The organism is Waltera sp. (genome assembly GCF_046969025.1).
In the GTDB taxonomy this organism is placed as follows: domain Bacteria; phylum Bacillota; class Clostridia; order Lachnospirales; family Lachnospiraceae; genus Acetatifactor; species Acetatifactor acetigignens.
On record NZ_JBKVQF010000010.1, the window covers coordinates 46,091 to 69,471 of the forward strand.

Consider the following 23,381-nt stretch of genomic DNA (forward strand, 5'->3'; position numbering starts at 1 on the left):
AGTAAATGGTTGCCGCTTGCTGATGGTGCGGGATATAAGTAAATCAGTTCGTAAATGAAGCCACTTGCTATACAGGTGGGATAGAAATAGTATAGTTCGTAAATGTTCCCCATCAGGTAACTGATGGGGAATTTTGTCACAAGAGAAACCTATAATAATACATAAGAAACTGGATAAGCTATTGGTTGAAAATTTGAATGAAGTATTGGCAATGTACAATTGTGGAATTAAATTAACTTTCACAGATATTAAAGCAATTAAAAATATTATGGAAAAGGAATTGGGAAAATAAAAAAGATTTACATTGCCTATGAGTATCAATATCTTCATGGTCAATCGGATGAAATCGTGAAATCACCGGCTCAGCCACCACACCCCCAGATTCAGATACCCCGCGAGCGCAACCCACACCAGATAAGGCAGCATCAGCCATGCGGCAGGCTTCGAGATGCGGTAAAAGGCAACGGTAGTGGCGAGAATCAGGATCCACAGAGCGACCAGCCACAAAAAGGCGAAAAGATACCATCCCAGGTTGAAGAACCAGATGGACCAGAAAAAATTAAAGATAAGCTGTACAGCATACAGGGTGAGGGCTTTCGTGTCCTCACCTTTTTGCATGACAACGAGATAAGAGGCGATTCCCATGAGGACGAACAGGATACTCCACACCACCGGGAAGAGCCACATAGGCGGTGTCAGGGGAGGCTGATTCACTGTTTCAAAGGCTTTCATGCCGTCCATGGTGATCCAGGCGGAGAGTCCACCTGCCGCCAGAGGGATGGCAACGGCAGTGATGAGGTTTTTCCAGTGAATATTGTGAAATTTGTCGGAGAGTTGCATGGGAGCCTCCTTTGAAAATACGATTTTGCATGTGTCAATATCCGCGTATGGTCTGATTAGTATTGTATGAAAATGAGATAAAAATTATGTGTCTGGCTATAAAAAGAGGACAAAAATTTGGGACTATCGGCAAACGGAGGTTTTGGTGTATGATTAAGAGTGTAATAAAGCATTATGACTATCAGCAAAAGGAAATATCCAAGAAAAGGTAATAGGTAACATAGCTATGAGCACAGAACACACACAGGGTTCCCTGACAAAAGAAGCAATCCGGCTGGCGTGGCCGGCGGTCTGCGAATCCTTTTTTATCGCACTGGCGGGTATGGTGGATACTTTTATGGTGAGTACGCTCGGAGCCAATGCGGTGGCAGCGGTAGGGCTGACCACACAGCCGAAGTTCCTGGGGCTGGCACTGTTCATTGCAGCGAATGTGGCAATCTCCGCCCTGGTGGCGAGACGACTTGGAGAGAAGAGGCAGCAGGCGGCCAACGAGATTCTGGTGATGACGATCTGCTTCTGCATTGTGGCAGCCGTGATTATCAGCGCACTCACGGTGGGATTCGCGGATCAGATCATTGAATTCTGCGGATCGAGTGAGGATACTCATGCCATGGCGGCAAGATACTACCGGATCATCATGGGCGGCATGATCTTCAATGTATTGTCCATGGGAATCAATGCTGCACAGCGTGGCGCGGGCAATACGATGATCGCCCTTAGGACGAACCTGATCTCCAATCTGGTGAATATCTGCGGCAACTACCTGCTGATCAACGGCCATTTCGGATTCCCGGCACTGGGAATCACCGGAGCCGCCATTGCCACGGTATTCGGTACGGTAGTGGCATGCGTGATGAGTATCGTCTCAATCTGTCCGAAAGACGGATTTATCAGTATTTCGTACATGATCGAGCATCACATCAGACTGCGGTTGGAACCGCTGTTGGAGATCATCAAAGTCGGTTATTCCGTGTTTATCGAGCAAGTATTGATGCGTATCGGATTCATGTCGACTGCCATGATGGCTGCGAAAATGGGTACGGAAGCCATGGCGGCACATCAGGTAGGCATGAATATCCTCGGTCTGACGTTTTCATTCGGTGACGGTATGCAGGTAGCGGCGGTGGCGTTGATCGGCCGGAGTCTGGGCGAACGTGACCCGGAGAAAGCGAAAAGCTATGGAGCTATCTGTAGACGTATCGGTATGGGAATCTCTGTTGCACTGGCGGTTATCTATTTCTTCGGAGGGGAGACCATCTACCGGATGTTCTTTAGAGAAGAAAATATTATTACGTACGGTGTGAATATTATTCATTGCATTTGTATTATTGTCCTGTTCCAGGTGTCTCAGGTCATCTACATGGGATGCCTGCGCGGCGCGGGAGATACGGCATACACGGCAGTAGCTTCTACGATCAGCGTTACTTTGATCCGTACGGCGGCATCCTATATTTTCGGGTTTACTCTGGGACTGGGAATGACCGGTATCTGGATGGGTATTCTGGCGGATCAGGTATCCAGATTCCTGTTTGCGTCGATTCGGTTCCGACAGGGAAAATGGGTGACAATTAAGATTTAATGAGCTTATGATAATAACAAAACTCCCGGAGCAATATCGCACCGGGAGTTCTTGCTTTCAAATAACATGCAATGATTCACTGTGAGTTCTATTTCGTCTTCAATGTCTTTTTCATAGCAGTGAAAGTCTCTGCACTGATCACATGCTCGATCCGGCAGGCATCCTCAGCAGCAACGGTGGGATCCACACCGATGGAAGTCAGCCAGTCCGTAAGAAATGTGTGACGTTCATAGATTTTCTCTGCAATTTCCCGCCCCTTATCCAGCAGGGTGATGTAGCCTTCCTTGTCCATTTCAATATATTCCCCATTGCGGAGATTCTTCATAGCTACGCTGACGCTGGGCTTGGACACACCCAGATCGTTGGCAATATCAATGGAACGGACCACACCGTTCTTTTTCTTCAGCACTAAGATCGTTTCCAGATAATTCTCAGCAGATTCCTGTATTTTCATGTAATGACCATACCCTTCCCATACATAGCATTTTGAACCGAAATACCTGCTCTACATGTGGAAACTTAACCATCCGCAGGCATTACAATAAGAATAGCAGAAAAGGGTAGGAAATGCAAGATTTCAACTTAATGAGAAAAAATATCAATAAGAAATTCCTACGAGATTTCTATGAAAAAAATCGAAAAAATATATTGACAGTAAAAAAGGGTTAGTATATACTAACCACGTGAATTGAGAATGAATCTCATTAAGAGCTAATGAGAAACCACAAGCAGTTCAATACTATTGAAGGGAAGGAAGTGTGTATGATGCCCCTGAGTATGGTAGGTGCCGGTGAAGAGAACACGATCCAGAGGATCGGCGGCAAAGAGGAGACGAGGAAGTTTTTAGAGACCCTCGGATTTGTAGTAGGCGGTAAAGTGACAGTTGTGTCCCAGACCGAAGGCAACCTGATTGTGAATATCAAGGAATCAAGAGTAGCCATCGGCAAGGATATGGCCAATAAAATCATGGTGTAGCAGGCAGCTGTACCAAAAGATGCTAATAGGAGGAGAAAATGAAGACATTGAAGGAAGTTCCCTGCGGACAGACCGTAAAGGTAACCAAACTGAATGGTGAAGGTCCTGTCAAGAGACGTATCATGGACATGGGCATTACCAAAGGTGTTGAGATCTATGTGAGAAAGGTTGCTCCTTTGGGAGATCCCGTGGAAGTAACTGTCAGAGGCTATGAGCTGTCTCTTCGTAAGGCAGACGCTGAGATGATTTGCGTTGAGTAAATGATCTTTTTTTTAGCAGGAAGGTTAGCTGGAACTAATTAGTGAAAGCTAATCACATGAGCAAAAAGGAAGCTCTGAAAGAGCGTTTTGCGAATGGGGTCTGAATAGTTATTAAATGATTTTAGAGGAAAGAGGTAGAAAAATGGCAATTAAGATTGCACTTGCAGGTAACCCTAACTGCGGTAAAACAACACTTTTCAACGCTCTGACCGGTTCCAACCAGTTCGTAGGTAACTGGCCCGGTGTAACCGTTGAGAAAAAAGAAGGTAAATTGAAAAAGCAGTACGGTGGCAACGGTGATGACGTGATCATCATGGACTTACCCGGTATTTACTCCCTGTCTCCGTATACTCTGGAGGAAGTGGTAGCACGTAACTACCTGATCGGTGAGAGACCCGATGCGATCCTGAACCTGGTAGACGGTACCAACATTGAGAGAAACTTATATCTGAGCACACAGCTGATGGAACTGGGTATCCCCGTTGTCATGGCTGTCAACATGATCGATATTGTGAATAAAAACGGTGACAAGATCAACGTTGCGAAGCTGTCTGAGAAGCTGGGCTGCCCCGTTGTTGAGATCTCCGCTCTGAAACTGACCGGTATCGAGAACGCTACCAAAAAAGCGATCGAACTGGCACAGAAGAAGAGTGCAGCAGTTGCGGTACATAAATTCGCGCCTGAGGTTGAGAGCGTGATCGAGACCGTAGAGAAGAAGCTGACCGATGTTCCAGAGGAACAGAAGAGATTCTTCGCTATCAAGCTGTTAGAGAAGGATGACAAGATCCAGGCACAGATGAAGAGCGTTCCCGATGTATCCGCAGAGATCAAGCAGTTGGAAACGGCTATGGATGATGACACTGAGAGTATCATCACCAACGAGAGATACACATACATCTCCTCTATCATCAAAGAATGTTATACCAAGAAGGAAGGCCAGAAGTTAAAGACTTCCGATAAGATCGATAAAATCGTGACCAACAGATGGCTGGCACTGCCGATCTTTGCAGTGGTTATGTTCATCGTATATTATGTATCTGTTACCACCGTTGGTACCTGGGCTACTGACTGGGCAAATGACGGTGTGTTCGGAGATGGCTGGCATCTGTTCACCATCGGAACCAGTGCTTATGAAGAAGCCGCAGAACCTTATGACGATGCAATGAATGTCATCAATGCATTCGTAGAGGCAGACGGCAGCGAAGATCTGGCAGCAGTGATAGACAGCGAAGCAGATGACTATGATCCTGCAGCAGCTGTTGCAGCAGTACAGGAATTTGCAGCAGGCATTGATGCATCCGCTACCGCTGATTACACTCTGGAAGACGAAGAGACACTGGCAACCGAGGATGTAACTTATACCGGTGCTGATCTGGCAGATGCTGTTGCAGTATATGCCGAGGATGGCGCAGAAGCTCCCGATCCCGCAGACTACGGTATCTGGGTACCCGGTGTACCCGCACTGTTAGAGAGTGGTCTGGATGCGATCGGATGTGCCGACTGGCTGAAAGGGCTGATCCTTGACGGTATTGTAGCCGGTGTCGGTGCAGTGCTCGGTTTCGTACCTCAGATGCTGGTACTGTTCATCTTCCTGGCATTCCTGGAGTCCTGTGGTTACATGGCACGTATCGCATTCATCATGGACCGTATCTTCCGTAAGTTCGGTCTGTCCGGTAAATCCTTCATTCCTATGCTGATCGGTTCCGGATGTGGTGTTCCCGGTATCATGGCTTCCCGTACCATCGAGAACGACAGAGACCGTAAGATGACAATTATGACTACCACATTTATTCCTTGTGGTGCTAAGCTTCCTTTCATCGCCATGGTAGCAGGTGCTATCTTCGGCGGCGCAGCATGGGTTGCTCCTTCCGCATACTTTTTGGGAATCGCAGCAATCATCTGCTCCGGTATTATCCTGAAGAAGACCAAGATCTTCGAGGGAGATCCCGCTCCTTTCGTTATGGAGCTTCCCGCTTACCACTGGCCTACCGTAGGTACGGTACTGCGCAGCATGTGGGAGCGTGGCTGGTCCTTCATCAAGAAGGCAGGTACCATCATCCTTCTGTCCACCATCGTTGTATGGTTTACCACATATTTCGGATTCACCGAGGACGGCTTCCGTATGCTGGCTGAGGATGAGATCGATATGAGTATCCTGGGCAAGATCGGTCAGTGCCTGGCATGGATCTTCATCCCTCAGGGCTTCGGTAACTGGCAGGCAACTGTTGCATCCATCACCGGTCTGGTAGCTAAGGAGAATATCGTAGGTACGATGGGTATCCTTTACAGCGCAGGCGAAGGTTCCGTATATGCGAACATGGCCGCTACCTTCACCGTAGCAAGCGGTTATGCTTTCCTGGCATTCAACCTGCTGTGCGCACCTTGCTTCGCAGCTATGGGTGCGATCAAGCGTGAGATGAATAACACTAGATGGTTCTGGATCGCTATCGGATATCAGTGTGGTCTGGCATACGTGGTATCCCTGTGTGTATATCAGATCGGCAGCCTGATCCTTAACGGATCTTTCGGCATTGGAACTGTTGTAGCATTCCTTCTGATCATTGGCTTCATTTATCTGCTCTTCCGTCCTTACAAGGAGAGCACCACTCTGAAGGTTGACACCAAGAAGGTTGCATAAGTAAAATAAATAATTAAGCTCACTCGCAGGTGTCTGGCGTGACTGCTTGCAGGCAAAGACCGATACCTGTGAGGGGAGTAAACAGATAGGAACGTAACATTACTTGCGGGTCTTCGATAAGGGAACCCGCAGGATTTTAAAGTAAGAGTAAGGAGGCAGTCTATGGGAACCGTAGTTGTATTGGCGATACTGGCCGGTGTCGTTGCATTGATTGTCCGCAAAATGATAAAAGACAAAAAGAATGGAAAATCCATTCAGTGCGGTGGCGATTGCAGCCACTGCGGAGGTCATTGTGGACACTAAGGAACAGGTAAGCTATCAGACCACGAAAATGCAGAGAGAGATCATATTGACCAAGCTGAAAGAAAAGGGCTGCCGCATTACAAAACAGCGTCTCCGGCTGATTGATATTATCCTCCAGAATGAATGCTCCAGCTGTAAGGAAATCTTCTACCGGGCATTGGAAGAGGATGACAAGCTGGGAGTTGCAACCGTATACCGCATGGTCAATCTCCTGGAGGAGATCGGTGCCATCAGCCGCAAGAACATGTATAAGGTGGCTTACTCTGAAAATTGTATGATGGAAAATGCCTGCACCATTGAACTGGACGATGGATCTGTACACCATCTGTCAGCGAAAAAATGGAACTCGGTGATTCGCGCCGGTTTAAAGTCCTGCGGTTATCTGGCAGACCAGAAAGTGACCAACGTGACCATCAAGCCTTGCGAATGTGCGGAGCAGGTATGTTAAGACAAGAGTATAATAATAAGTAGAAAGTAAACCGGTGTGAGGGGAAGGCGGTCTGGAGAGACAGTACTGTTTCCTACACCGGTTTTGTTTATATGGGTGGCAGGATAATACTAATCTGCATGAAATTTTGACAGATATTGCAGCAAAAAGGAAGCCTCGTGGAGGTAATTTTGCGAATGGGGTTCTGAATAGTTATTTTTTGAAAGAAAACAATAAGGAGAGTGAAAAAATGGGAACATATATGATATGTGGAATATTGATCATAGTGATCGTGGCAGCATTACTGGGATCCAAAAAGCATTTCAAGGGAGAAGGCGGATGCTGTGGCGGAGGCGGAGATGTGAAGATCAAGCCGAAGCACTTAGATACTATCGTAGCGACCAAAAAGCTTCATATTGAAGGAATGTCCTGTGTGAACTGCCAGAATCGCATTGAGAATGCCCTCAATGGCATGGCCCAGGTCAATGCTAAGGCAAGCTTTAAGAAAGGCGAAGCAATCGTAAAACTCGGCGCAGATGTTCCCGAAGAGGAACTGTGCGAGGCTGTGGAAAAGCTGGGATATAAAGTTACTTCTATTGAATTGATGTAAATTGAGAGTTAGTGAAACAAATCCACGAACGCCCATGGCGGACGGAATGTCCTTCCTCGATGTAAGGTCTCCCGGTGGGAATTTTCTGACGAAAAGTGAGTAGCGGTTCTAAACCGCACGGGCACGGCTCCAGTTGCCATCCATGGCAACGTCCGCCTGTCGCGAACGTCCTGTTCGCTCCACCCTGTTTTTCTACACTTTTCGAGAAAATATCACCACCTCCCGACAAACATCCTCGGAAGGACATTCCGTCCGCCATGGGCGTTCTGCATTTTGGAAAGTTTTAAAAAAACAGTAGCCCCGGCTGGGTATAAGAATAAGCAGTGCCGTAAGCAGACGTCGGTACTTAGCGGTCGTATTGTGACCGCTTATGTACCGCTACGCTCTGCGACAGAGCGCGAGCGTGCCGCGTTTCTTATACCCTGCCAAGGGCTACGGGATTATTTCACTAACTTTCAATTCACTGTCATTATCGAACGAAAGAACTACATCATTTATTCAATGATCATAACGCAAATCCCATTCAGATATTACCCGTTCTCTTTCGCAAAATATTCCTTCGTCAGTTTCACTACAACACCGGACAGTAGGAACACTGCGATCAGGTTGGGGATGACCATGAGTCCGTTGAAGGTCTCGGCGATGCTCCACATCAGTCCGAGGTTCATTGTAGCACCCACGATAGCTGTAAGGGAATACAGAACCATGAAAGGCATGTTGGAGCGGGAACCTAAGAGGAATTCGATACATCTTGTACCGTACAGTCCCCAGCCGATGATCGTCGAAAATGCGAAGCAGCACATCGCCACAGCGGTAAAGATCGATACCCAGCTGCCGTAGACAGTGGTGAATCCGCTGATGGTCAGTTCCGCACCGGCAGCTTCGCCGTAATTCACAGGCACGCCACTGCACAGGATGACCAGAGCTGTCATGGTGCAGATGATGATCGTGTCCACAAATACCTCAAAGATGCCGAAGAATCCCTGTTTTACCGGTTTCTTCGTATCGGCACAGGCATGAGCGATGGATCCGGTACCAAGGCCGGCCTCGTTGGAGAAGATACCGCGGGACACCCCCTTTTTCATACTCATGAAGAAGCTTCCTACCACACCGCCGGTCACGGAAGCGGGATTGAAAGCACCTTCTATAATAGAAGCAAATACAGCAGGCACAGATTTTATATGGAAAATAATAACGCCCAGTGCCAGCACGATATACATGATCGCCATGAAGGGAACCAGCTTGGAAGTAACGTTACCGATACGTTTGATACCGCCGATGAGGATCAGGGCAATGATGATCGCCAGAGCGATACCGATGATCAGGTTTACGAGATTAACGGCGTCTGCGGGCAACACATTGAAATTGCTCAGTGCGGAATCGATGGCAGTGGTGATGGTATTGACCTGTGTGGCATTACCGGTACCGAACACGGCCAGCACACCGAAAGCAGCAAACAAATACGCCAGAAAATGCCACTTTTTATCCAGTCCGTTCTTAATATAATACATAGGGCCGCCTACCAGGTCGCCCTGTGCATTGGTCTCACGGAAGTGTACAGCCAGCGTTACCTCGGCGAACTTGGTGCACATGCCAAGCAGCGCAGATATCCACATCCAGAATACCGCACCGGGACCGCCGATGGCGATGGCACCTGCCACACCTGCCACATTACCGGTGCCAACGGTAGCTGCGAGAGCGGTACATACCGCCTGGAAAGGTGTCAGGGCTCCGTCGGAGGCCTCTTTTTTCTTCATCATACGTCCCAGCGTCACCTTCATGGAATAGGGGAACTTGCGGATCTGCAGGAAGCGCATCCGGATACTTAAATACAGACCGACACCGATGATGCAGATCATGGCGGGGACACCCCAGATGAAATTGTTGACAACACTGTTGACTGCCTCAATTGTGGATAACATAAACAGAATCTCCTATCATTTGTGAATAAATACGATAAATGTAAAATACTCTTATACCTTATCACATTTGCGGACATGACGCCATAGTTTTTCGATGCAGTGTGTTAAAATGTCAAATTTATTTCTGCATTAATTATAGAAGAAACGGCATGGGTGGTTACGTTTGACAAAGGCAGTACGGGGCTGTAAACTGTTAGAAACGAGGAGGAGCGGGGGATTTATGAAATTATATGACAAACTTCCTTTAAAGAAAGCTTATTATCGTATATTCACCGGAATGATCATGTTTCCGTTATTGCTGGTACTGGTGTTGTCTCTGGTGCTGTTGGGAAAACAATATCGGGATCAGGCGATAGAAAATATCCGCGGTGTGCAGCAGGGTGTGGCAGGAGAGGTCCAGTCGGATGTGGAGTTCATGTCCATGCGCCTGTCCCAGTTGACGAACGTGAATGACAATATGGTCATTCAGTATGTAGTACAGATGGACACAGCAGATACCAATGCCCGCTATGATGCCCAGAAGAAGCTGGATCAGGCGGGAAACCTGGTCATAGAGCCGGTAAAAGATGTGGTGTCCATCGGTTTCTATATGAAAAGCGGAAATGCGATTTTCTTAAAAAGTGATATTAAGCGTACCGTCAGCGAGATCCGACAGTGCCCATGGTATCAGGATGCACTACGTGAGCCCAATTCCGTAAAAATAGGCTCCTATCAGACCATCGGGGCTAGTGACCTGTATCTGGGTGGTGGTAAGGACCAGCTGGTACTGATCTATGCCCTGTCTCCCAATGTGATGATCGACAGATCCCAGAGTGTGGAAATGGTAGTGCTGTATCAGACCACCGATGCCGGGAATTCCATCCGCAATTACAACCGTAACTATAATAGGAAGAATAACAAACTGGGGATCATGCAGATCGTGGATGAAAACGGAACTCCTATTTTCCGGACGGAAGAAGCGGAAATCCAGGACACTTTCGGTTATACCTGTGTGCGCACTCCGTTGGAATTGGAAAATGCCACCTGGTATATCGAGAGTCATATCAAGACCTCGGAGCTGATGCAGGATTTCCTTAAGATCGCCGAGATCATTCTGCTGGTGGCGGCACTGATCTTTGCGCTGGCGGGGTATTTTGCCGGATATTTTATCCGTCAGATTGTGAATCCCATCGGAGAATTGAGCGATGGCCTGAAACAGATCGAAGATGGAAAAATGGATATCCACATTGCGCCACAGGGACAGGCAGAGATCCGCGGTGTGATCCACCACTTTAATGCCATGGCCAGAAGCCTAAAATCCCTCATTGCCGATTATGAGGAACAGGTGCGGAAAGCAGAGAAAACCAACGGCGAATATTTCACGGCCATGATCCGGGAGGAGATGTCACCGGCACAAGTGGCGGGAGAACATCCGGAATTTTTCTCGGATTCTTATGTACTGGTGGGATTGTATTTTGAATGGGAACCCGGTGTGAAAGTGGATGCGGAGCTGATCCGCCAGGTATTAGCCGGATTCGAACGCAATCCCAGATATACCCTGCATTGTGTGGCTTGTCCGGAGGAACTGACAAGAGCGATTTTGTATTACCGGATCACAGAAAATGAAGACCGGCAGCGTATTTCCAGCATGTTGAAGGAACTGCAGAGCTATGTGAAGATGGAATACAATGCAGAGATGGAATGCTGTATCGGCGGCAAATGTGTCACCATGGAAGAATTTGACATGGGTGTCACTTATCTTCGGGAGCATGCGGGACTGCGTTACCTGTATGGAGAAAGCGCTATTGTGGATCTGGAAGAGCGCCGGACAGAGGCAGAGGTGCTCCGGAAACTGGCCGGGGAATACAGCAGACTGGCAGATACGCTGTACGGCGCAGATGCGAAAAATTTCACAGCGGAGAAGGAAAAGCTGTTCGAACGGCTGAACACCGGGGACAGGCAGGAAGCGGAGGAACACATCTATGGGGTGATCCTGGCGATAGCCACCCGTTTTGGAACCGATGGCATTACCTTATCGGAGATCTTCAGCCAGAGATATAATTATAAGGAAAAAGTAGGACGTCTGGAAGATATCCGCAGCATGAAAATGTGGATCACCAATTACATTAACTGGGTAATGGATTATTCTGTGGGTAAGATCGATGCCATGGAGACGAATGTGATCACGAAAGCGAAACGTTACCTGGCGGATCACTATGACGATGCGGAACTGACGCTTGCGAAAGTAGCGGAGCATGTGGGACTGAGTGAAAAATATTTCACCAACCGCTTTACCAAAGAGACCGGGGAGACCTTTTCCAACTATCTTACCCAGCTGCGGATCCAGAAAGCCAGAGAACTGCTCCGGACTACTACGTTTAAAAGCTATGAGATCGGAGAAATGGTGGGTTACCGGAATGCGGAGCACTTTACGAGGATGTTCAAAAAAGAGACCGGATGCACTCCGGCACAGTATCGAAAACAGGGCGAACAATAAAAAACATACAGAGATACAATACAAAACGCAGGGAAAAACCCTGCGTTTTGTTACGTTTCATCAAGAATTCCAACGATAGATCAAAAACAGGCAAATCGTACTTAGTACCATTTATCAAGAAAACGAAAGATATGAAATGGCGCAAATATTGCACGGTTGTTATACTTAGCCTCGTAAACAGCAACAAAACATTTTTCCACAAGGAGGAAGAAAACGTATGAAAAAGAGGGTTATAGCAGCAGTGCTTGCATGCGTTATGGGCGTGGGGTTACTTACCGGATGCGGCAGCACAGCAGAAAGCAGCACTACTAATAATGGTGCAACGACAGAAAGCAAAACAGAAGGAACCGCAACAGCTTCCAATGAGAACTTAAGCGGAACCATTACTTTTACCATCTGGGACAACAACCTGAATGACTTCATTGAATCCAATGATATGGTAGGCAAGTTCCAGGAGAAGTATCCTGACATCGATATTGAAATAGAGAAGATCAAGGATGACTCCGAATACTGGAACGCCATGAAGATGAGAGCATCCGCAAATCAGTTACCCGATGTTATGTTCAATAAGACCTTTACTCTGGCAAGATTTAAGGAGTACCTGCTGGATCTGTCCGATACCGAGGCAGCAAAGAATAATGAACTGGCAGCAGGATATGCCGTAGACGGCAAGATCCTCGGCATCCCCATGACCTGTGGTTATGAGTATGTATATTATTGGAAAGACATGTTCAAAGAGGCGGGAGTAGAAGTACCTACCACTTGGGGTGAGTTCGAAGACGCAGCCAAGACCTTACAGGATTATTATGGAAAAGACAATGCCAACTTCATGGCAATTGCCTGTGGATTCAAGGATGAGTGGCCGGATTACCCTTACATGGAGTTCATGCCCGCACTGGAATCCGGTAACGGACAGAACTGGAACACCATGGCAACTCAGGATGAGCCCTTCTCCGAGGGAACAGACATCTACAAAGCATACAGCAAGGCTTATGAACTGTTCAACTCCGGTGTCATGGGCAAGGATCCTCTGGGTATGGGTTCCGATCAGGCAACCGCACTGTTCTCTTCCAAGCAGGCAGCCATCATCGCACTGGGTGACTGGGGACTCCAGAATATCCAGAACCAGGCAGAAGATACTTCCGAACTGGGAGCATTCTACCTTCCTACCAGAAACACTACCTCCGATCCTTACAATGTGATCGTACAGGGTGACTCCTTCATGGGTGTGACCACACATTCCAAGAACCCCGAAGCTGCCAAGGCTTTCGTAGAGTGGTTCTACTCAGAAGACTGGTATCCTGAGTACCTGGCATACATCTCTTCCTCTTCTTCTATGACGAACTTCCCGAAGGAGAAGGATCCTATCCTTGCAGAAGCAGATACTCTCTGCAAGGATAAGCAGATCATTACCTATGACGGCGGCGGAGATGACTTCACAGCCATCCAGAATGAGACCACCTTCGACTACAAGAAGCTTGGTGCAGAGATGCTGACCGGCAACTTTGATCTGGACAGCAAGATGAGCGAGCTGAACCAGAAGTGGAAAGACGCAAGAACCAAACTGGGCATCCAGTAAAAAGGATTTAAATCTGATAGATCGGGAGCTGCGAAGCGGCTCCCGAAAATCATAAAGAGAGGGATATCCATGAATAAATTAAACAAGAAACGCAGACAGTTTATCTTCATATCCTTGCTGATACCGGTTACTTTGCTGATCGCATTTGTGGTGTTCCCGGCGATTGACCTGTTCCGTATGAGTTTCACGGACTGGGACGGATTTTCAGCAGATTATCATTTTATTAATTTTGAGAACTATATTTCCATGTTCCACAATAAAGACCTCTGGCTGTCCTTACGGAACAATGCCGTATATTTTGTGATCCATTTATTTATGATCCTGGTTGAGCTTGCCTTTGCAGTCTTGCTGACCAGTAAGCTTCGGGCGGCAAAGTTCTACAAGACCATGGTATTTTTACCTTATATTATTAACGGCGTTGCTATTTCCTATGCCTTTTCCTATTTCTTTTCCCCGATCAACGGTGCCTTCAACGGAATCCTGACTGCCCTGCATCTGGAAAGTCTGATCCGCAATTGGTTATCCGATGAGAAAATTGTAAACTTCGTATTGGCATCTGTATCTGTCTGGAGATTCAGCGGATACCATGTGATCCTGTTCATGGCAGCCCTGCAGTCCATCCCTACGGACATTCTGGAGGCAGCAAGGATCGACGGCGCAAGTACCGGACAGATTTTCAAATACATACAGATTCCTGCAATCATGCTGATGGTGGACTTCGTATTGTTCGACAATATCCGCGGAGCATTGCAGGTATTCGACATTCCTTTCGTTATGACGGCAGGTGGTCCCGGCTATGCTTCTTCTACCTTTACCCTGTACACCATCAAGACGGCGTTCACCTTCTCGAACTTCGGACTGGCGGCAACCATGGCAGTGGCGATCATGCTGATGATCGTGATCATCTATGTGATCCAGAACAAGATCATCCACGGTCTGGTTCTGAGAGACAAATAAACAGAAAGGATGCTAAACATATGGCAAAGAGAGTAATTCAACAGGTAATCAAACAGGTAATATGTATCGGCATGGTCATTATCGTGTTGGCACCAATCCTTCTGACATTGTTCGCTTCTTTAAAGTCCAAGGGCGCCATGACACTGTCTTCCCCATTGCTGCCCCCTGCCGGAAGTGACCTGACTTTTGAAAATTATAAAAAAGTATTTACCAATAAATATTTGCTGATCGGCTTTAAAAATACTATAATAATACTGGTGGTTTCCCTGATATTTAATGTAATGCTGGGAACCATTACCGCATTTATCATCGAACGATTTGAATTCCGCGGCAAAAAGTTCGTCGTGGGACTGTTTTTCCTGGGAATGTTGATTCCTTCCTTTGTAACAGAGATTTCCAGATTCCGTATCATCAATGGTTTCCATCTGTACAATACACTGGGAGCACCGATTGTGATCTACATTGCATCCGACCTGATGCAGCTGTACATTTACAGACAGTTTATTTCCGGATTATCGGTATCTCTGGATGAGGCGGCACTGCTGGATGGCTGTTCCTATTTCCAGCTGTTCTACAAGATTATTTTCCCGCTGCTGGCACCGGCTACAGCCACGGTATGTATCGTGAAGGCCATCAACATCATCAACGACATGTACATCCCTTATCTGTATATGCCGAAGAACAAGCTGCGTACCATCACTACATTTCTGATGGACTATGCGAATGCACAGCAGGGATCCTGGCAGACACTGGCAGCAGGTATCATCGTAGTCATGATCCCAACAGTTCTGACTTACATTTTCTTCCAGAAATACATTCTGGCAGGAATCGCAGCCGGTGCTGTCAAGGAATAACAGAAGAAAACAAGAAGAAATTAAGGAGAAATCAGGAGGAGAAAACATGGAAGCAGATATCCGTTGGCTGGACGATCCGAAGGTGTTCCGGGTTGGTCAGCTGCCAGCCCACAGTGATCATCCGATCTATCAGGATACGGAAGAAGCGGCAGAGGGCAGAAGCTCCCTGGTACAGTCTCTGGACGGAAACTGGGAGTTCGCCTATTCGGTGAATGCGAAGAGCCGTCCGGTGGATTTCTACCGGGAAAATGCTGACAGTGCGCAGTTCGATACGATCCGTGTGCCAGGACATATTGAACTGGCAGGTTATGACCAAATTCATTATATCAACACCATGTATCCCTGGGAGGGCAAAATTTACCGCCGCCCGGCTTACACGCTGGGAAAAGGATTGGCAGAAGGTGCTTTCAGCGAGGCAGAGTATAATCCCGTAGGTTCTTACCGGAAGCGTTTTCATCTGGCAGAAGGTCTGCGGGGAAAGAGAGTCATTATCTGTTTTGAAGGTGTGGAGCAGGCCATGTATGTCTGGCTGAATGGCCGTTTCGTGGGATATGCGGAAGACAGTTTTACTCCTTCGGAATTCGATCTGACACCATATATTAAGGAAAAAGATAACCTGCTGGCGGTGGAAGTGCACAAGCGCAGTACGGCGGCATTTCTCGAAGACCAGGATTTCTTCCGCTTTTTCGGAATCTTCCGCAGTGTAAAGCTTTATGCAAAGCCCAGCTGGCATGTGGAAGATCTCTGGGCAAAGCCTAATTATAGCGTACAGGATGCAATGGGCACTTTAGATCTGACGGTAAAAGTATCTGCCGCAGATGCGGGACAGCACCCGGGCAAAATGCAGATCCGTCTGTCGGATCCTGCGGGGAAAGCGTTGCTTACGCGAACCGAGTTTTTACAGCCCCAGGCGGAGCAGGCTCTGCATCTTAAGGAAGAACTGGCAGAGAAAGTAACACCCTGGAGTCATGAGAATCCTTATCTGTATCAGTTGGAGATCACGCTGACAGACAGTGAGGGTGAAGTGACGGAAGTGGTGCCTTATAAGATCGGCTTCCGGGATTTTATTTTGGATTCTACGGATAGAGTGATGAAACTGAACGGCGAGCGGCTGGTGATCTGTGGAGTGAACCGCCATGAGTGGAATGCAGCTTCCGGACGGTGTATTTCCCTGGAAGACATGAAATGGGACATCGAATGCTTCAAACGTAACCATATCAATGCCGTCCGTACCTGTCATTATCCGGATCGCATGGAATGGTACACATTGTGCGATGAAGCCGGTATTTACATGATGGCGGAGACGAATCTGGAGAGTCACGGCTCCTGGCAGAAGATGGGAGCTGTGGAACCTTCCTGGAATGTGCCCGGTTCCCTGCCGGAGTGGAAGGAAGCGGTAGTGGACCGTGCCAGAACCAATTTTGAATGCTTTAAGAACCATCCGTCAATCCTGTTCTGGTCCCTGGGAAATGAATCTTATGCCGAGGATGATATCGCTGCGATGCAGCAGTTCTTCAAGGAAAAAGACGACTTGCGTCTGGTGCACTATGAGGGCGTTTTCCATAACAAGACATATGAGGATGTGATTTCCGATATGGAGAGCCGGATGTATGCATATCCGCAGGAGATTATAGATTATCTGGAAAACGACCCGAAAAAGCCGTATCTGTTGTGCGAATATATGCATGATATGGGCAATTCCCTGGGTGGAATGAAGTCCTATATGGAATTATTGGATCGCTTTGAAATGTATCAGGGCGGATTTATCTGGGATTATATTGACCAGGCGCTTTGGGTGGAAGATGAAGTCACAGGACGGAGAGTCCTGCGCTATGGCGGAGACTTTGATGACAGACCCAGTGATTATGAATTCTCGGGAAATGGAATCTTATTCGCAGACCGTAGTGAAAAACCGGCAATGCAGGAGGTGAGATATTATTATGGCACTCAGAATCGTAATCGGTGATGTGACTATCGGTATACAGGGACAGGATTTTTCCTATATTTTCTCCGTGGGCTCCGGAGGCATGGAGTCTTTATATAAGGATGGCAAAGAGTGGCTGTACAGGTCTCCCAGACCGGCGTTCTGGCGCGCGGTCACGGATAATGACAGAGGGTGTGGATTCGCATTCCGCAGTGCGGTATGGTCCGCGGCGGATCGTTTTGTACGCTGCAGCCGGGTAGAGGCCCGGATGGATGGGCAGGAGATTGCCATCCCGCTGGCACCGGCGAATAATAAATACACCGGAAAAGAGACCTGTGACAGATTCGAGATCGTCTATACGTATAAGACACCGACAGTTCCGGTGACGGAGGTGACAGTGACTTATACGGTGGAAACGGATGGCAGAATCCATGTGCAGGCAGATTATTGTGGAAAACAGGGTCTGCCGGAGCTTCCGGTATTCGGAATGCGGTTCCTGATGCCCACCGCAGCGGAGAGGTATACCTATGAAGGATTGTCCGGAGAGACCTATCCGGACCGTATGGCAGGAGGAATTCCCGGTGTGTATGAAGTACAGGGCCTGCCGGTGACACCCTATATGGTGCCTCAGGACTGTGGGATGCATATGCAGACCAAATGGCTGGAGATCGTTAGGAAGACTTCCCTGGATAATACAGACCGTGGAGAAAGAAGCAGCCGTTTAAAAATAACCGCGGAGGAGGGAAAATACTTCGCATTTTCCTGCCTGCCTTATACGGCACAGGAACTGGAAAATGCCATGCACCACGAAGAACTACCTCCTGCCCGCAGGACGGTGGTATCCATCCTGGGAGCAGTGAGGGGCGTGGGTGGTATCAACAGCTGGGGCGCTGATGTGGAAGATGCTTATCATATCAGCGGAGAACAGGATATCACTTACGGATTCTGGATCGAATGAAATACTTCCCCGATCGGGCCCTGAACTAGGAGATCTGCGTGGCTGTCTCTGGGGGTCGCACTTTTGTTGATGACCACCAGCTTATCACCCTGAAAATAATCAATTAACCCGGCTGCGGGATAGACAGCCAGAGAAGTGCCGCCGATGATCAGGACATCTGCTTCGTGGATGTATCTGACGGCGGCATTTAACGTCTTCTCATCCAGTCCCTCTTCGTACAGAACCACATCCGGCTTGATGATACCACCGCATTTTTCACAGCGGGGAATACCGGTGCTGTTTAAGATCGTGTCGATTCCATAGAACTGATAGCATTTTTCACAGTAATTGCGAAGCACGGAGCCGTGGAGCTCCAGTACGGTCCTGCTTCCGGCAGCCTGATGCAGTCCGTCGATATTCTGGGTGATCACGGCCCGGACTTTCCCGGCAGCTTCCAGTTCTGCCAGTTTTTTATGGGCGGCATTGGGCTGTGCATTGGGGAAGAGCATCTTATTCCGATAAAAACGAAAGAATTCCTCCGTGTGGGAACGATAAAAGGTGTGACTTAAAATCGTCTCCGGCGGGTAATCGTACTGTTGGTGATACAGTCCGTCCACGCTTCGGAAATCCGGGATTCCACTCTCGGTGGAGACACCGGCACCACCGAAAAATACGATATTGCCGTAGGTATCAATGATCTTTTGCAATTCCTGAATCTGTTTGTTCAAATTTTCCATAAGTTATTCCTCCTTTTCCTTATGAGAATTACGAAAATTTTGAAAATATTGTTTCCGTATCGGTTGCAGGCTGGTGGCAGTAGTAATAACCGCCAGATATTTGAACATCTGCAGCAGAATGTAGACGCCACAGGAATAGAAGCTGTTGATGAACTTTTGCATGTCTTCGGAAAACCATGCGGTGAACAGGCCACAGCCGAAACGCAGCAGAACGGCACTGAGCAGAATCCCACAGGTCAGGATCCACAGTTCGAGATCTTTTGTGTCCCCATGGAAAAGTCCATGGATCACGCGGACGGTCAGCACACAAAGGGCAAGCAGTGCCAGCAGGAACATGGGCTGTCCCAACAACTGATAGATAGCGTTGCTCTTATTCAGAAGAGATACCATACCGGAACTGTAGATCTCATTGAAATCATATAAGGTCTCATCCTCAATGGAATCATAATCGGCAGCCTGAAACTGTGACAGTGTGGGGTACACGGTCAGGCAGGAGGCAAAGGATTCCATACGACGGATATCCGACAGCCGGCCGGCACTTTTGGCGGAACTGCTCAAAGCACAATTGGTGTATCCTGCAATTTTCCAGATATTCTGCAAAGTATCACTGAGGATACCGGGAATTTCTTCCGGCAGTACGCCACGGGATTGGGAGGAAAAATAGAGGGCACCGTCCGTCTTTTCGGTCAGCTCGCCACTGGCTACGGCTGCCCGCAGTTCGGAGAGGACGTTGCCATAAAAGGTCTGTGCACTGACGGCATTCGGGGCAATTCCCGAGTCCTGTACCGCATCCCGCAGTACCCAGCTGAAGTGATCGCCGGGAATCTCACCATCCCTTGTGGCCCAGTCTTCGGTATAACTGTCCAATAGTGGCTGAATCTGCTGCAGAGTGGGACTGGCTGCTTCTGCTCTGACAATAGTATCCCGGGAGATCCAGATGTCGGGATTGGTTCTCGTATTGCTGTCCAGATGATACAACAGGGACATCAGCTCTGCAAAATTTCCCTCCGTGCGGTCGTTGTTCAGGAAAACACCGTAGTGGATCCGGTTGACGACGGAGACACCGGTGTTGGCGCCGAACAGGAGAAGGAGTGGCAATAACATGGTCAGGCAGTGAAGCAGAAGTGCCTTTGTGTTTAATTTCTTATGCAGGACCAGAATTACATAACCCACGTTCCATACCGTCATAACGGCGATAAACGGCAGGATCCAGACGGAATCCTCCTGGATCTGCCAGAAAAAGGCAAGAGTCAGTCCGGTCAGGAATGCCCAGGGCAGCTGTTTTTTCAAGGGGAGCTCTTTGCGCAGAGTCAGTCCGATCATGCTGGAAAATACCACCAGGACCATTCCTGGAACGATTGCCATGCGGTACAGCCGCTGCGTGACCAACAGCGTGAGGCTGATGGGGGAAAACAACAGGAGCAGATAGAGAATTGCCTGCCCATAGGGATTCTGCCATCTCACAGACACTGCGCGGACAAACAGCCATGCACCGGCCGCCTGCAACAGCGACAGCAGAACAGAGTAGGGAAGGCACAGCTTTTTCGCCAGTACCAGAAACAGCGGATAGCCGATTCCTTTTGCCAGTGTATAAGAATCGTAGCTGCCAAGCCACACGCCGCTCAGCAGATCGTAAGCATTCTCGAACAGCAGCCGGTCATCATAGCGCTGATTTGCCAGGATCATATAAGGAATCCTCAGTCCGGCGAGGACGCGGAAAACGGTCATCACCAGAAGGAGGAAGGGCAGATATCGGGAAAAATCTTTTTTGGATAATGTGGTATGCATAAGGTTTCCATCCGTTTCTTTTTTCAAAAGTAGTATGTTAATTACATCATAGTGTTAGGTGAGTGACAAGTCAATCAGTGTCCGGTAAAGAAAATTTTCGAAAAAATTAAGAAAACCCTAAAATATGTGGTATTGAGACTGCCGTAGGAGATATGCTACAATAGATCGTAGGAAAGAATGGAGGCAGTATGAAAAGGAACCACTTGATTCCGAGGGAAAAAAGTAAAAAAGTGATCTATCTGGATCCCAGAGGCAGAGGCGTGGGAGAAAAACATTACGGAGCAAGGGCGTTATATGTTCTGGCGGTGCTGTGTCTGCTGTACTGTGTGGGGATCGGTCTTTTTGTTGCCTTCGGCAGCTACTTTTTCCTGGTCTGGGGTGTGATTGGTGCTTTTTGTGCCGCATGGGCATGGGTGCTGACCCACAGAACCGTATATTACTGGATCCCCCGATGGCTGCATATTACATTCCGGAGTCTTGTGATGGCAGGGATGGTATTGCTTCTTATTATAGAAGGGATGATCGTCAGTCAGTTCCATGCCACGGCGCAGGAAGGTGCGGATTATATGATCATACTGGGAGCCCAGTGGAAGACTTCCGGCCCCAGTTATGTGCTACAGAAACGGCTGGATAAAGCCATAGAATATCTGAATGCCAATCCGGAGACCAAAGTCATCGTGTCCGGTGGACAGGGATACAATGAACCCATCAGCGAGGCCGAGGGAATGCAAGGATATCTGGAAACCGCCGGGATCGATCCGGAGCGGATCCTCATGGAGGATGCTTCCACGAATACCACGCAGAATCTGATCTTCAGCGGAGAACTGCTGGACAAATCAGAGGACAGTGTTGTGGTTATTACCAACAATTTTCATATGTTCCGGGCGTTGGCTATTGCGAGAAAACAGGGCTATGCCCATGTAGAGGGACTGTCCGCGGGAACTTATCCCGTTACCGTACCGAATAACCTGCTGAGGGAGGCTTTCGGGGTAGTGAAGGACTTTATGGCGAATCATTTATAATACAGAATCACAGGCCTCTGTCGCGACATGTTTGCGGAGGAGTGGCGATACAGGCAGGAAAAGAAGAGGAAAATGTTATGGATATTAATGTGGGAGATGTATTGAAACTGAAAAAACAGCATCCCTGCGGCAGCAGAGAATGGGAAGTACTCCGTGTGGGAGCAGATTTCCGGCTGAAATGTCTGGGCTGTGGACACCAGATCATGATCGCAAGAAAACTATTAGAAAAAAATGTGAAAGAAATCGTTGAAAAATCTTGAAAAGTGGACAGGAATATGGTATCATGTTCCTTCGTGAGACACTTTATTCCTTGCTCATATATAAAATATGGGCCAGAGACCAAAAGGAGGTAACTAACATGAACAAGTACGAATTAGCCGTTGTTGTTAGCGCTAAGATCGAGGATGATGAGAGAGCAGCCGTTGTTGACAAGTGCAAAGCACTGGTTGAGAGATTCGGCGGCAACATCACAGAAGTGGACGAGTGGGGCAAGAAGAAGCTTGCTTACGAAGTTCAGAAGATGAAAGAAGCTTTCTACTACTTCATCAGATTTGAAGCTGAGAGCACTGTTCCTGCAGAGATCGAGAGCCGTGTTCGTATCATGGACAACGTGATCAGATACTTATGCGTTAGACAGGACGAGGCATAAACAGAAAGCGAGAAGCGAAATATGAATAAAGTAATTCTTATGGGACGTTTAACAAGGGATCCTGAGGTAAGATATTCTCAGGGAGCTACCGCAACAGCGATCGCTCGTTTTTCCATAGCAGTAGATAGAAGATTTAAGCGTGACGGTGAGCCGGATGCTGATTTTATTAACTGTGTAGCGTTTGGCAGAACCGGTGAGTTTATTGAGAGATACGGCCACAAGGGAACAAAGTTCGTTGTGGAAGGACGTATCCAGACCGGAAGCTATACCAATAAGGATGGACAGCGTGTGTATACTACTGATGTAGTGGCTGAGAACGTAGAGTTCGCAGAGAGTAAGAACGCATCTGCCGGCAATAATGACGGTGGATACCAGAACGCTGGCTTTGGTGGCGGTAATAATGCCCCTGCTCCTTCCGGAGCAGGTGATGGCTTTATGAACATCCCTGACGGCATCGATGAAGAATTACCCTTTAACTAAGTTTCAGTGACAAGCGGAGCTGACACCCGCCTCTGCCCTGACAGATTCCGATAGGAGGTAATAATAATGGCTTTTAATAAGACTGAGAAGACCGATTCTCCGATGAGAAAAAAAGGCGGTATGCGCAGAAGAAAGAAAGTTTGCGTATTCTGCGGTAAAGATAACGTAATCGATTACAAGGATACAGCTAAGCTGAAGAAGTATGTATCTGAGAGAGGTAAGATCCTTCCTCGTCGTATTACCGGTACTTGCGCAAAGCATCAGAGAGCACTGACCGTTGCTATCAAGAGAGCACGTCACGTTGCACTTATGCCTTACGTAGCTGAATAATTCAGACTAAGATGAGAGACCAGCCCTTTGTGGCTGGTCTTTTTGTGTATACCATGAGCCGAGTACAGGGTAACAGTTGCGTTTGACGGGGGCC

Annotated in this window: 23 protein-coding genes; 18 read left to right on the forward strand and 5 right to left on the reverse strand. The window is 47.9% G+C overall.

Annotation, left to right across the window (positions count from 1 at the left end):
• Positions 1-354 precede the first annotated feature (354 nt).
• Positions 355-840 (reverse strand): TspO/MBR family protein, encoded by a 486-nt coding sequence (locus ACLTOH_RS07265; protein ID WP_412223781.1) that lies wholly within the window; start codon positions 838-840, stop codon positions 355-357.
• A 226-nt stretch (positions 841-1,066) separates the two neighbouring features.
• On the opposite strand from ACLTOH_RS07265, the gene ACLTOH_RS07270 reads away from it, so the two are divergent.
• On the forward strand, positions 1,067-2,419 hold the full coding sequence (locus tag ACLTOH_RS07270) for an MATE family efflux transporter (protein ID WP_337770459.1): 1,353 nt from the start codon (positions 1,067-1,069) through the stop codon (positions 2,417-2,419).
• Between the two features lie 88 nt (positions 2,420-2,507).
• Here the strand turns inward: ACLTOH_RS07270 and ACLTOH_RS07275 are convergent, their stop codons facing one another.
• The gene (locus ACLTOH_RS07275) at positions 2,508-2,873 is read right to left on the reverse strand and encodes a metal-dependent transcriptional regulator (protein WP_022154453.1); all 366 of its coding nucleotides are present in this window, start codon (positions 2,871-2,873) and stop codon (positions 2,508-2,510) included.
• A 308-nt stretch (positions 2,874-3,181) separates the two neighbouring features.
• Here ACLTOH_RS07275 and ACLTOH_RS07280 point away from each other — a divergent pair, with 308 nt between their 5' ends.
• From ACLTOH_RS07280 to ACLTOH_RS07305, 6 genes are all read left to right on the forward strand, one after another.
• Positions 3,182-3,394 carry a FeoA family protein gene (locus tag ACLTOH_RS07280; protein WP_118669447.1) on the forward strand — a complete coding sequence of 71 codons (213 nt, stop codon included), beginning with the start codon at positions 3,182-3,184 and terminating at the stop codon, positions 3,392-3,394.
• A 38-nt stretch (positions 3,395-3,432) separates the two neighbouring features.
• Entirely contained in the window at positions 3,433-3,654 is a 222-nt protein-coding gene (locus tag ACLTOH_RS07285; RefSeq protein WP_022154451.1) for a FeoA family protein, read from the forward strand.
• 142 nt (positions 3,655-3,796) lie between these two features.
• A complete protein-coding gene (feoB, locus tag ACLTOH_RS07290; RefSeq protein ID WP_118505691.1) occupies positions 3,797-6,292 on the forward strand; it encodes a ferrous iron transporter B in 2,496 nt (831 codons plus the stop codon).
• A gap of 162 nt (positions 6,293-6,454) precedes the next feature.
• On the forward strand, positions 6,455-6,595 hold the full coding sequence (locus ACLTOH_RS07295; protein ID WP_022154449.1) for a FeoB-associated Cys-rich membrane protein: 141 nt from the start codon (positions 6,455-6,457) through the stop codon (positions 6,593-6,595).
• A gap of 28 nt (positions 6,596-6,623) precedes the next feature.
• On the forward strand, positions 6,624-7,043 hold the full coding sequence (locus ACLTOH_RS07300) for a transcriptional repressor (RefSeq protein ID WP_118505699.1): 420 nt from the start codon (positions 6,624-6,626) through the stop codon (positions 7,041-7,043).
• A gap of 229 nt (positions 7,044-7,272) precedes the next feature.
• The gene (locus ACLTOH_RS07305; RefSeq protein ID WP_227063340.1) at positions 7,273-7,632 is read left to right on the forward strand and encodes a heavy-metal-associated domain-containing protein; all 360 of its coding nucleotides are present in this window, start codon (positions 7,273-7,275) and stop codon (positions 7,630-7,632) included.
• 530 nt (positions 7,633-8,162) lie between these two features.
• Here the strand turns inward: ACLTOH_RS07305 and ACLTOH_RS07310 are convergent.
• The gene (locus ACLTOH_RS07310) at positions 8,163-9,554 is read right to left on the reverse strand and encodes a sodium:alanine symporter family protein (protein ID WP_337769940.1); all 1,392 of its coding nucleotides are present in this window, start codon (positions 9,552-9,554) and stop codon (positions 8,163-8,165) included.
• 220 nt (positions 9,555-9,774) lie between these two features.
• On the opposite strand from ACLTOH_RS07310, the gene ACLTOH_RS07315 reads away from it, so the two are divergent.
• The 6 genes from ACLTOH_RS07315 to ACLTOH_RS07340 all read left to right on the forward strand — a co-directional run bounded on the left by ACLTOH_RS07315 (position 9,775) and on the right by ACLTOH_RS07340 (position 18,302).
• The gene (locus ACLTOH_RS07315; protein ID WP_337769941.1) at positions 9,775-12,030 is read left to right on the forward strand and encodes a helix-turn-helix domain-containing protein; all 2,256 of its coding nucleotides are present in this window, start codon (positions 9,775-9,777) and stop codon (positions 12,028-12,030) included.
• 217 nt (positions 12,031-12,247) lie between these two features.
• Entirely contained in the window at positions 12,248-13,609 is a 1,362-nt protein-coding gene (locus ACLTOH_RS07320) for an ABC transporter substrate-binding protein (protein ID WP_337769942.1), read from the forward strand.
• 69 nt (positions 13,610-13,678) lie between these two features.
• Complete coding sequence (locus ACLTOH_RS07325) at positions 13,679-14,566, forward strand: carbohydrate ABC transporter permease (protein ID WP_227062059.1); 888 nt, start codon at positions 13,679-13,681, stop codon at positions 14,564-14,566.
• 20 nt (positions 14,567-14,586) lie between these two features.
• Positions 14,587-15,420: a carbohydrate ABC transporter permease gene (locus tag ACLTOH_RS07330; protein WP_337769943.1), complete on the forward strand. Its 834-nt coding sequence runs from the start codon at positions 14,587-14,589 to the stop codon at positions 15,418-15,420.
• 46 nt (positions 15,421-15,466) lie between these two features.
• Entirely contained in the window at positions 15,467-17,386 is a 1,920-nt protein-coding gene (locus tag ACLTOH_RS07335) for a glycoside hydrolase family 2 TIM barrel-domain containing protein (protein ID WP_337769944.1), read from the forward strand.
• On the forward strand, positions 17,361-18,302 hold the full coding sequence (locus ACLTOH_RS07340) for a beta-galactosidase small subunit (RefSeq protein ID WP_337631673.1): 942 nt from the start codon (positions 17,361-17,363) through the stop codon (positions 18,300-18,302). The genes ACLTOH_RS07335 and ACLTOH_RS07340 overlap by 26 nt, the downstream gene beginning before the upstream one ends.
• Here ACLTOH_RS07340 and ACLTOH_RS07345 read toward each other — a convergent pair.
• Positions 18,281-19,018 carry an NAD-dependent protein deacylase gene (locus ACLTOH_RS07345; protein ID WP_227733939.1) on the reverse strand — a complete coding sequence of 246 codons (738 nt, stop codon included), beginning with the start codon at positions 19,016-19,018 and terminating at the stop codon, positions 18,281-18,283. The two genes, ACLTOH_RS07340 and ACLTOH_RS07345, sit on opposite strands and share 22 nt — an antisense overlap.
• Positions 19,019-19,021: 3 nt before the next feature.
• On the reverse strand, positions 19,022-20,806 hold the full coding sequence (locus tag ACLTOH_RS07350) for a hypothetical protein (RefSeq protein WP_412223783.1): 1,785 nt from the start codon (positions 20,804-20,806) through the stop codon (positions 19,022-19,024).
• Positions 20,807-20,994: 188 nt separating this feature from the next.
• Between ACLTOH_RS07350 and ACLTOH_RS07355 the strand changes: the two genes are divergently transcribed.
• The 5 genes from ACLTOH_RS07355 to rpsR all read left to right on the forward strand — a co-directional run bounded on the left by ACLTOH_RS07355 (position 20,995) and on the right by rpsR (position 23,287).
• The gene (locus ACLTOH_RS07355) at positions 20,995-21,828 is read left to right on the forward strand and encodes a YdcF family protein (RefSeq protein WP_337769945.1); all 834 of its coding nucleotides are present in this window, start codon (positions 20,995-20,997) and stop codon (positions 21,826-21,828) included.
• Between the two features lie 77 nt (positions 21,829-21,905).
• Positions 21,906-22,088: a DUF951 domain-containing protein gene (locus ACLTOH_RS07360; RefSeq protein WP_022312293.1), complete on the forward strand. Its 183-nt coding sequence runs from the start codon at positions 21,906-21,908 to the stop codon at positions 22,086-22,088.
• Positions 22,089-22,186: 98 nt separating this feature from the next.
• A complete protein-coding gene (gene rpsF / locus ACLTOH_RS07365) occupies positions 22,187-22,477 on the forward strand; it encodes a 30S ribosomal protein S6 (RefSeq protein ID WP_022154888.1) in 291 nt (96 codons plus the stop codon).
• A gap of 21 nt (positions 22,478-22,498) precedes the next feature.
• Positions 22,499-22,957 (forward strand): single-stranded DNA-binding protein, encoded by a 459-nt coding sequence (locus ACLTOH_RS07370; protein WP_117465714.1) that lies wholly within the window; start codon positions 22,499-22,501, stop codon positions 22,955-22,957.
• A 66-nt stretch (positions 22,958-23,023) separates the two neighbouring features.
• Complete coding sequence (rpsR, locus tag ACLTOH_RS07375; RefSeq protein ID WP_022154890.1) at positions 23,024-23,287, forward strand: 30S ribosomal protein S18; 264 nt, start codon at positions 23,024-23,026, stop codon at positions 23,285-23,287.
• The last annotated feature ends 94 nt before the right edge of the window (positions 23,288-23,381 follow it).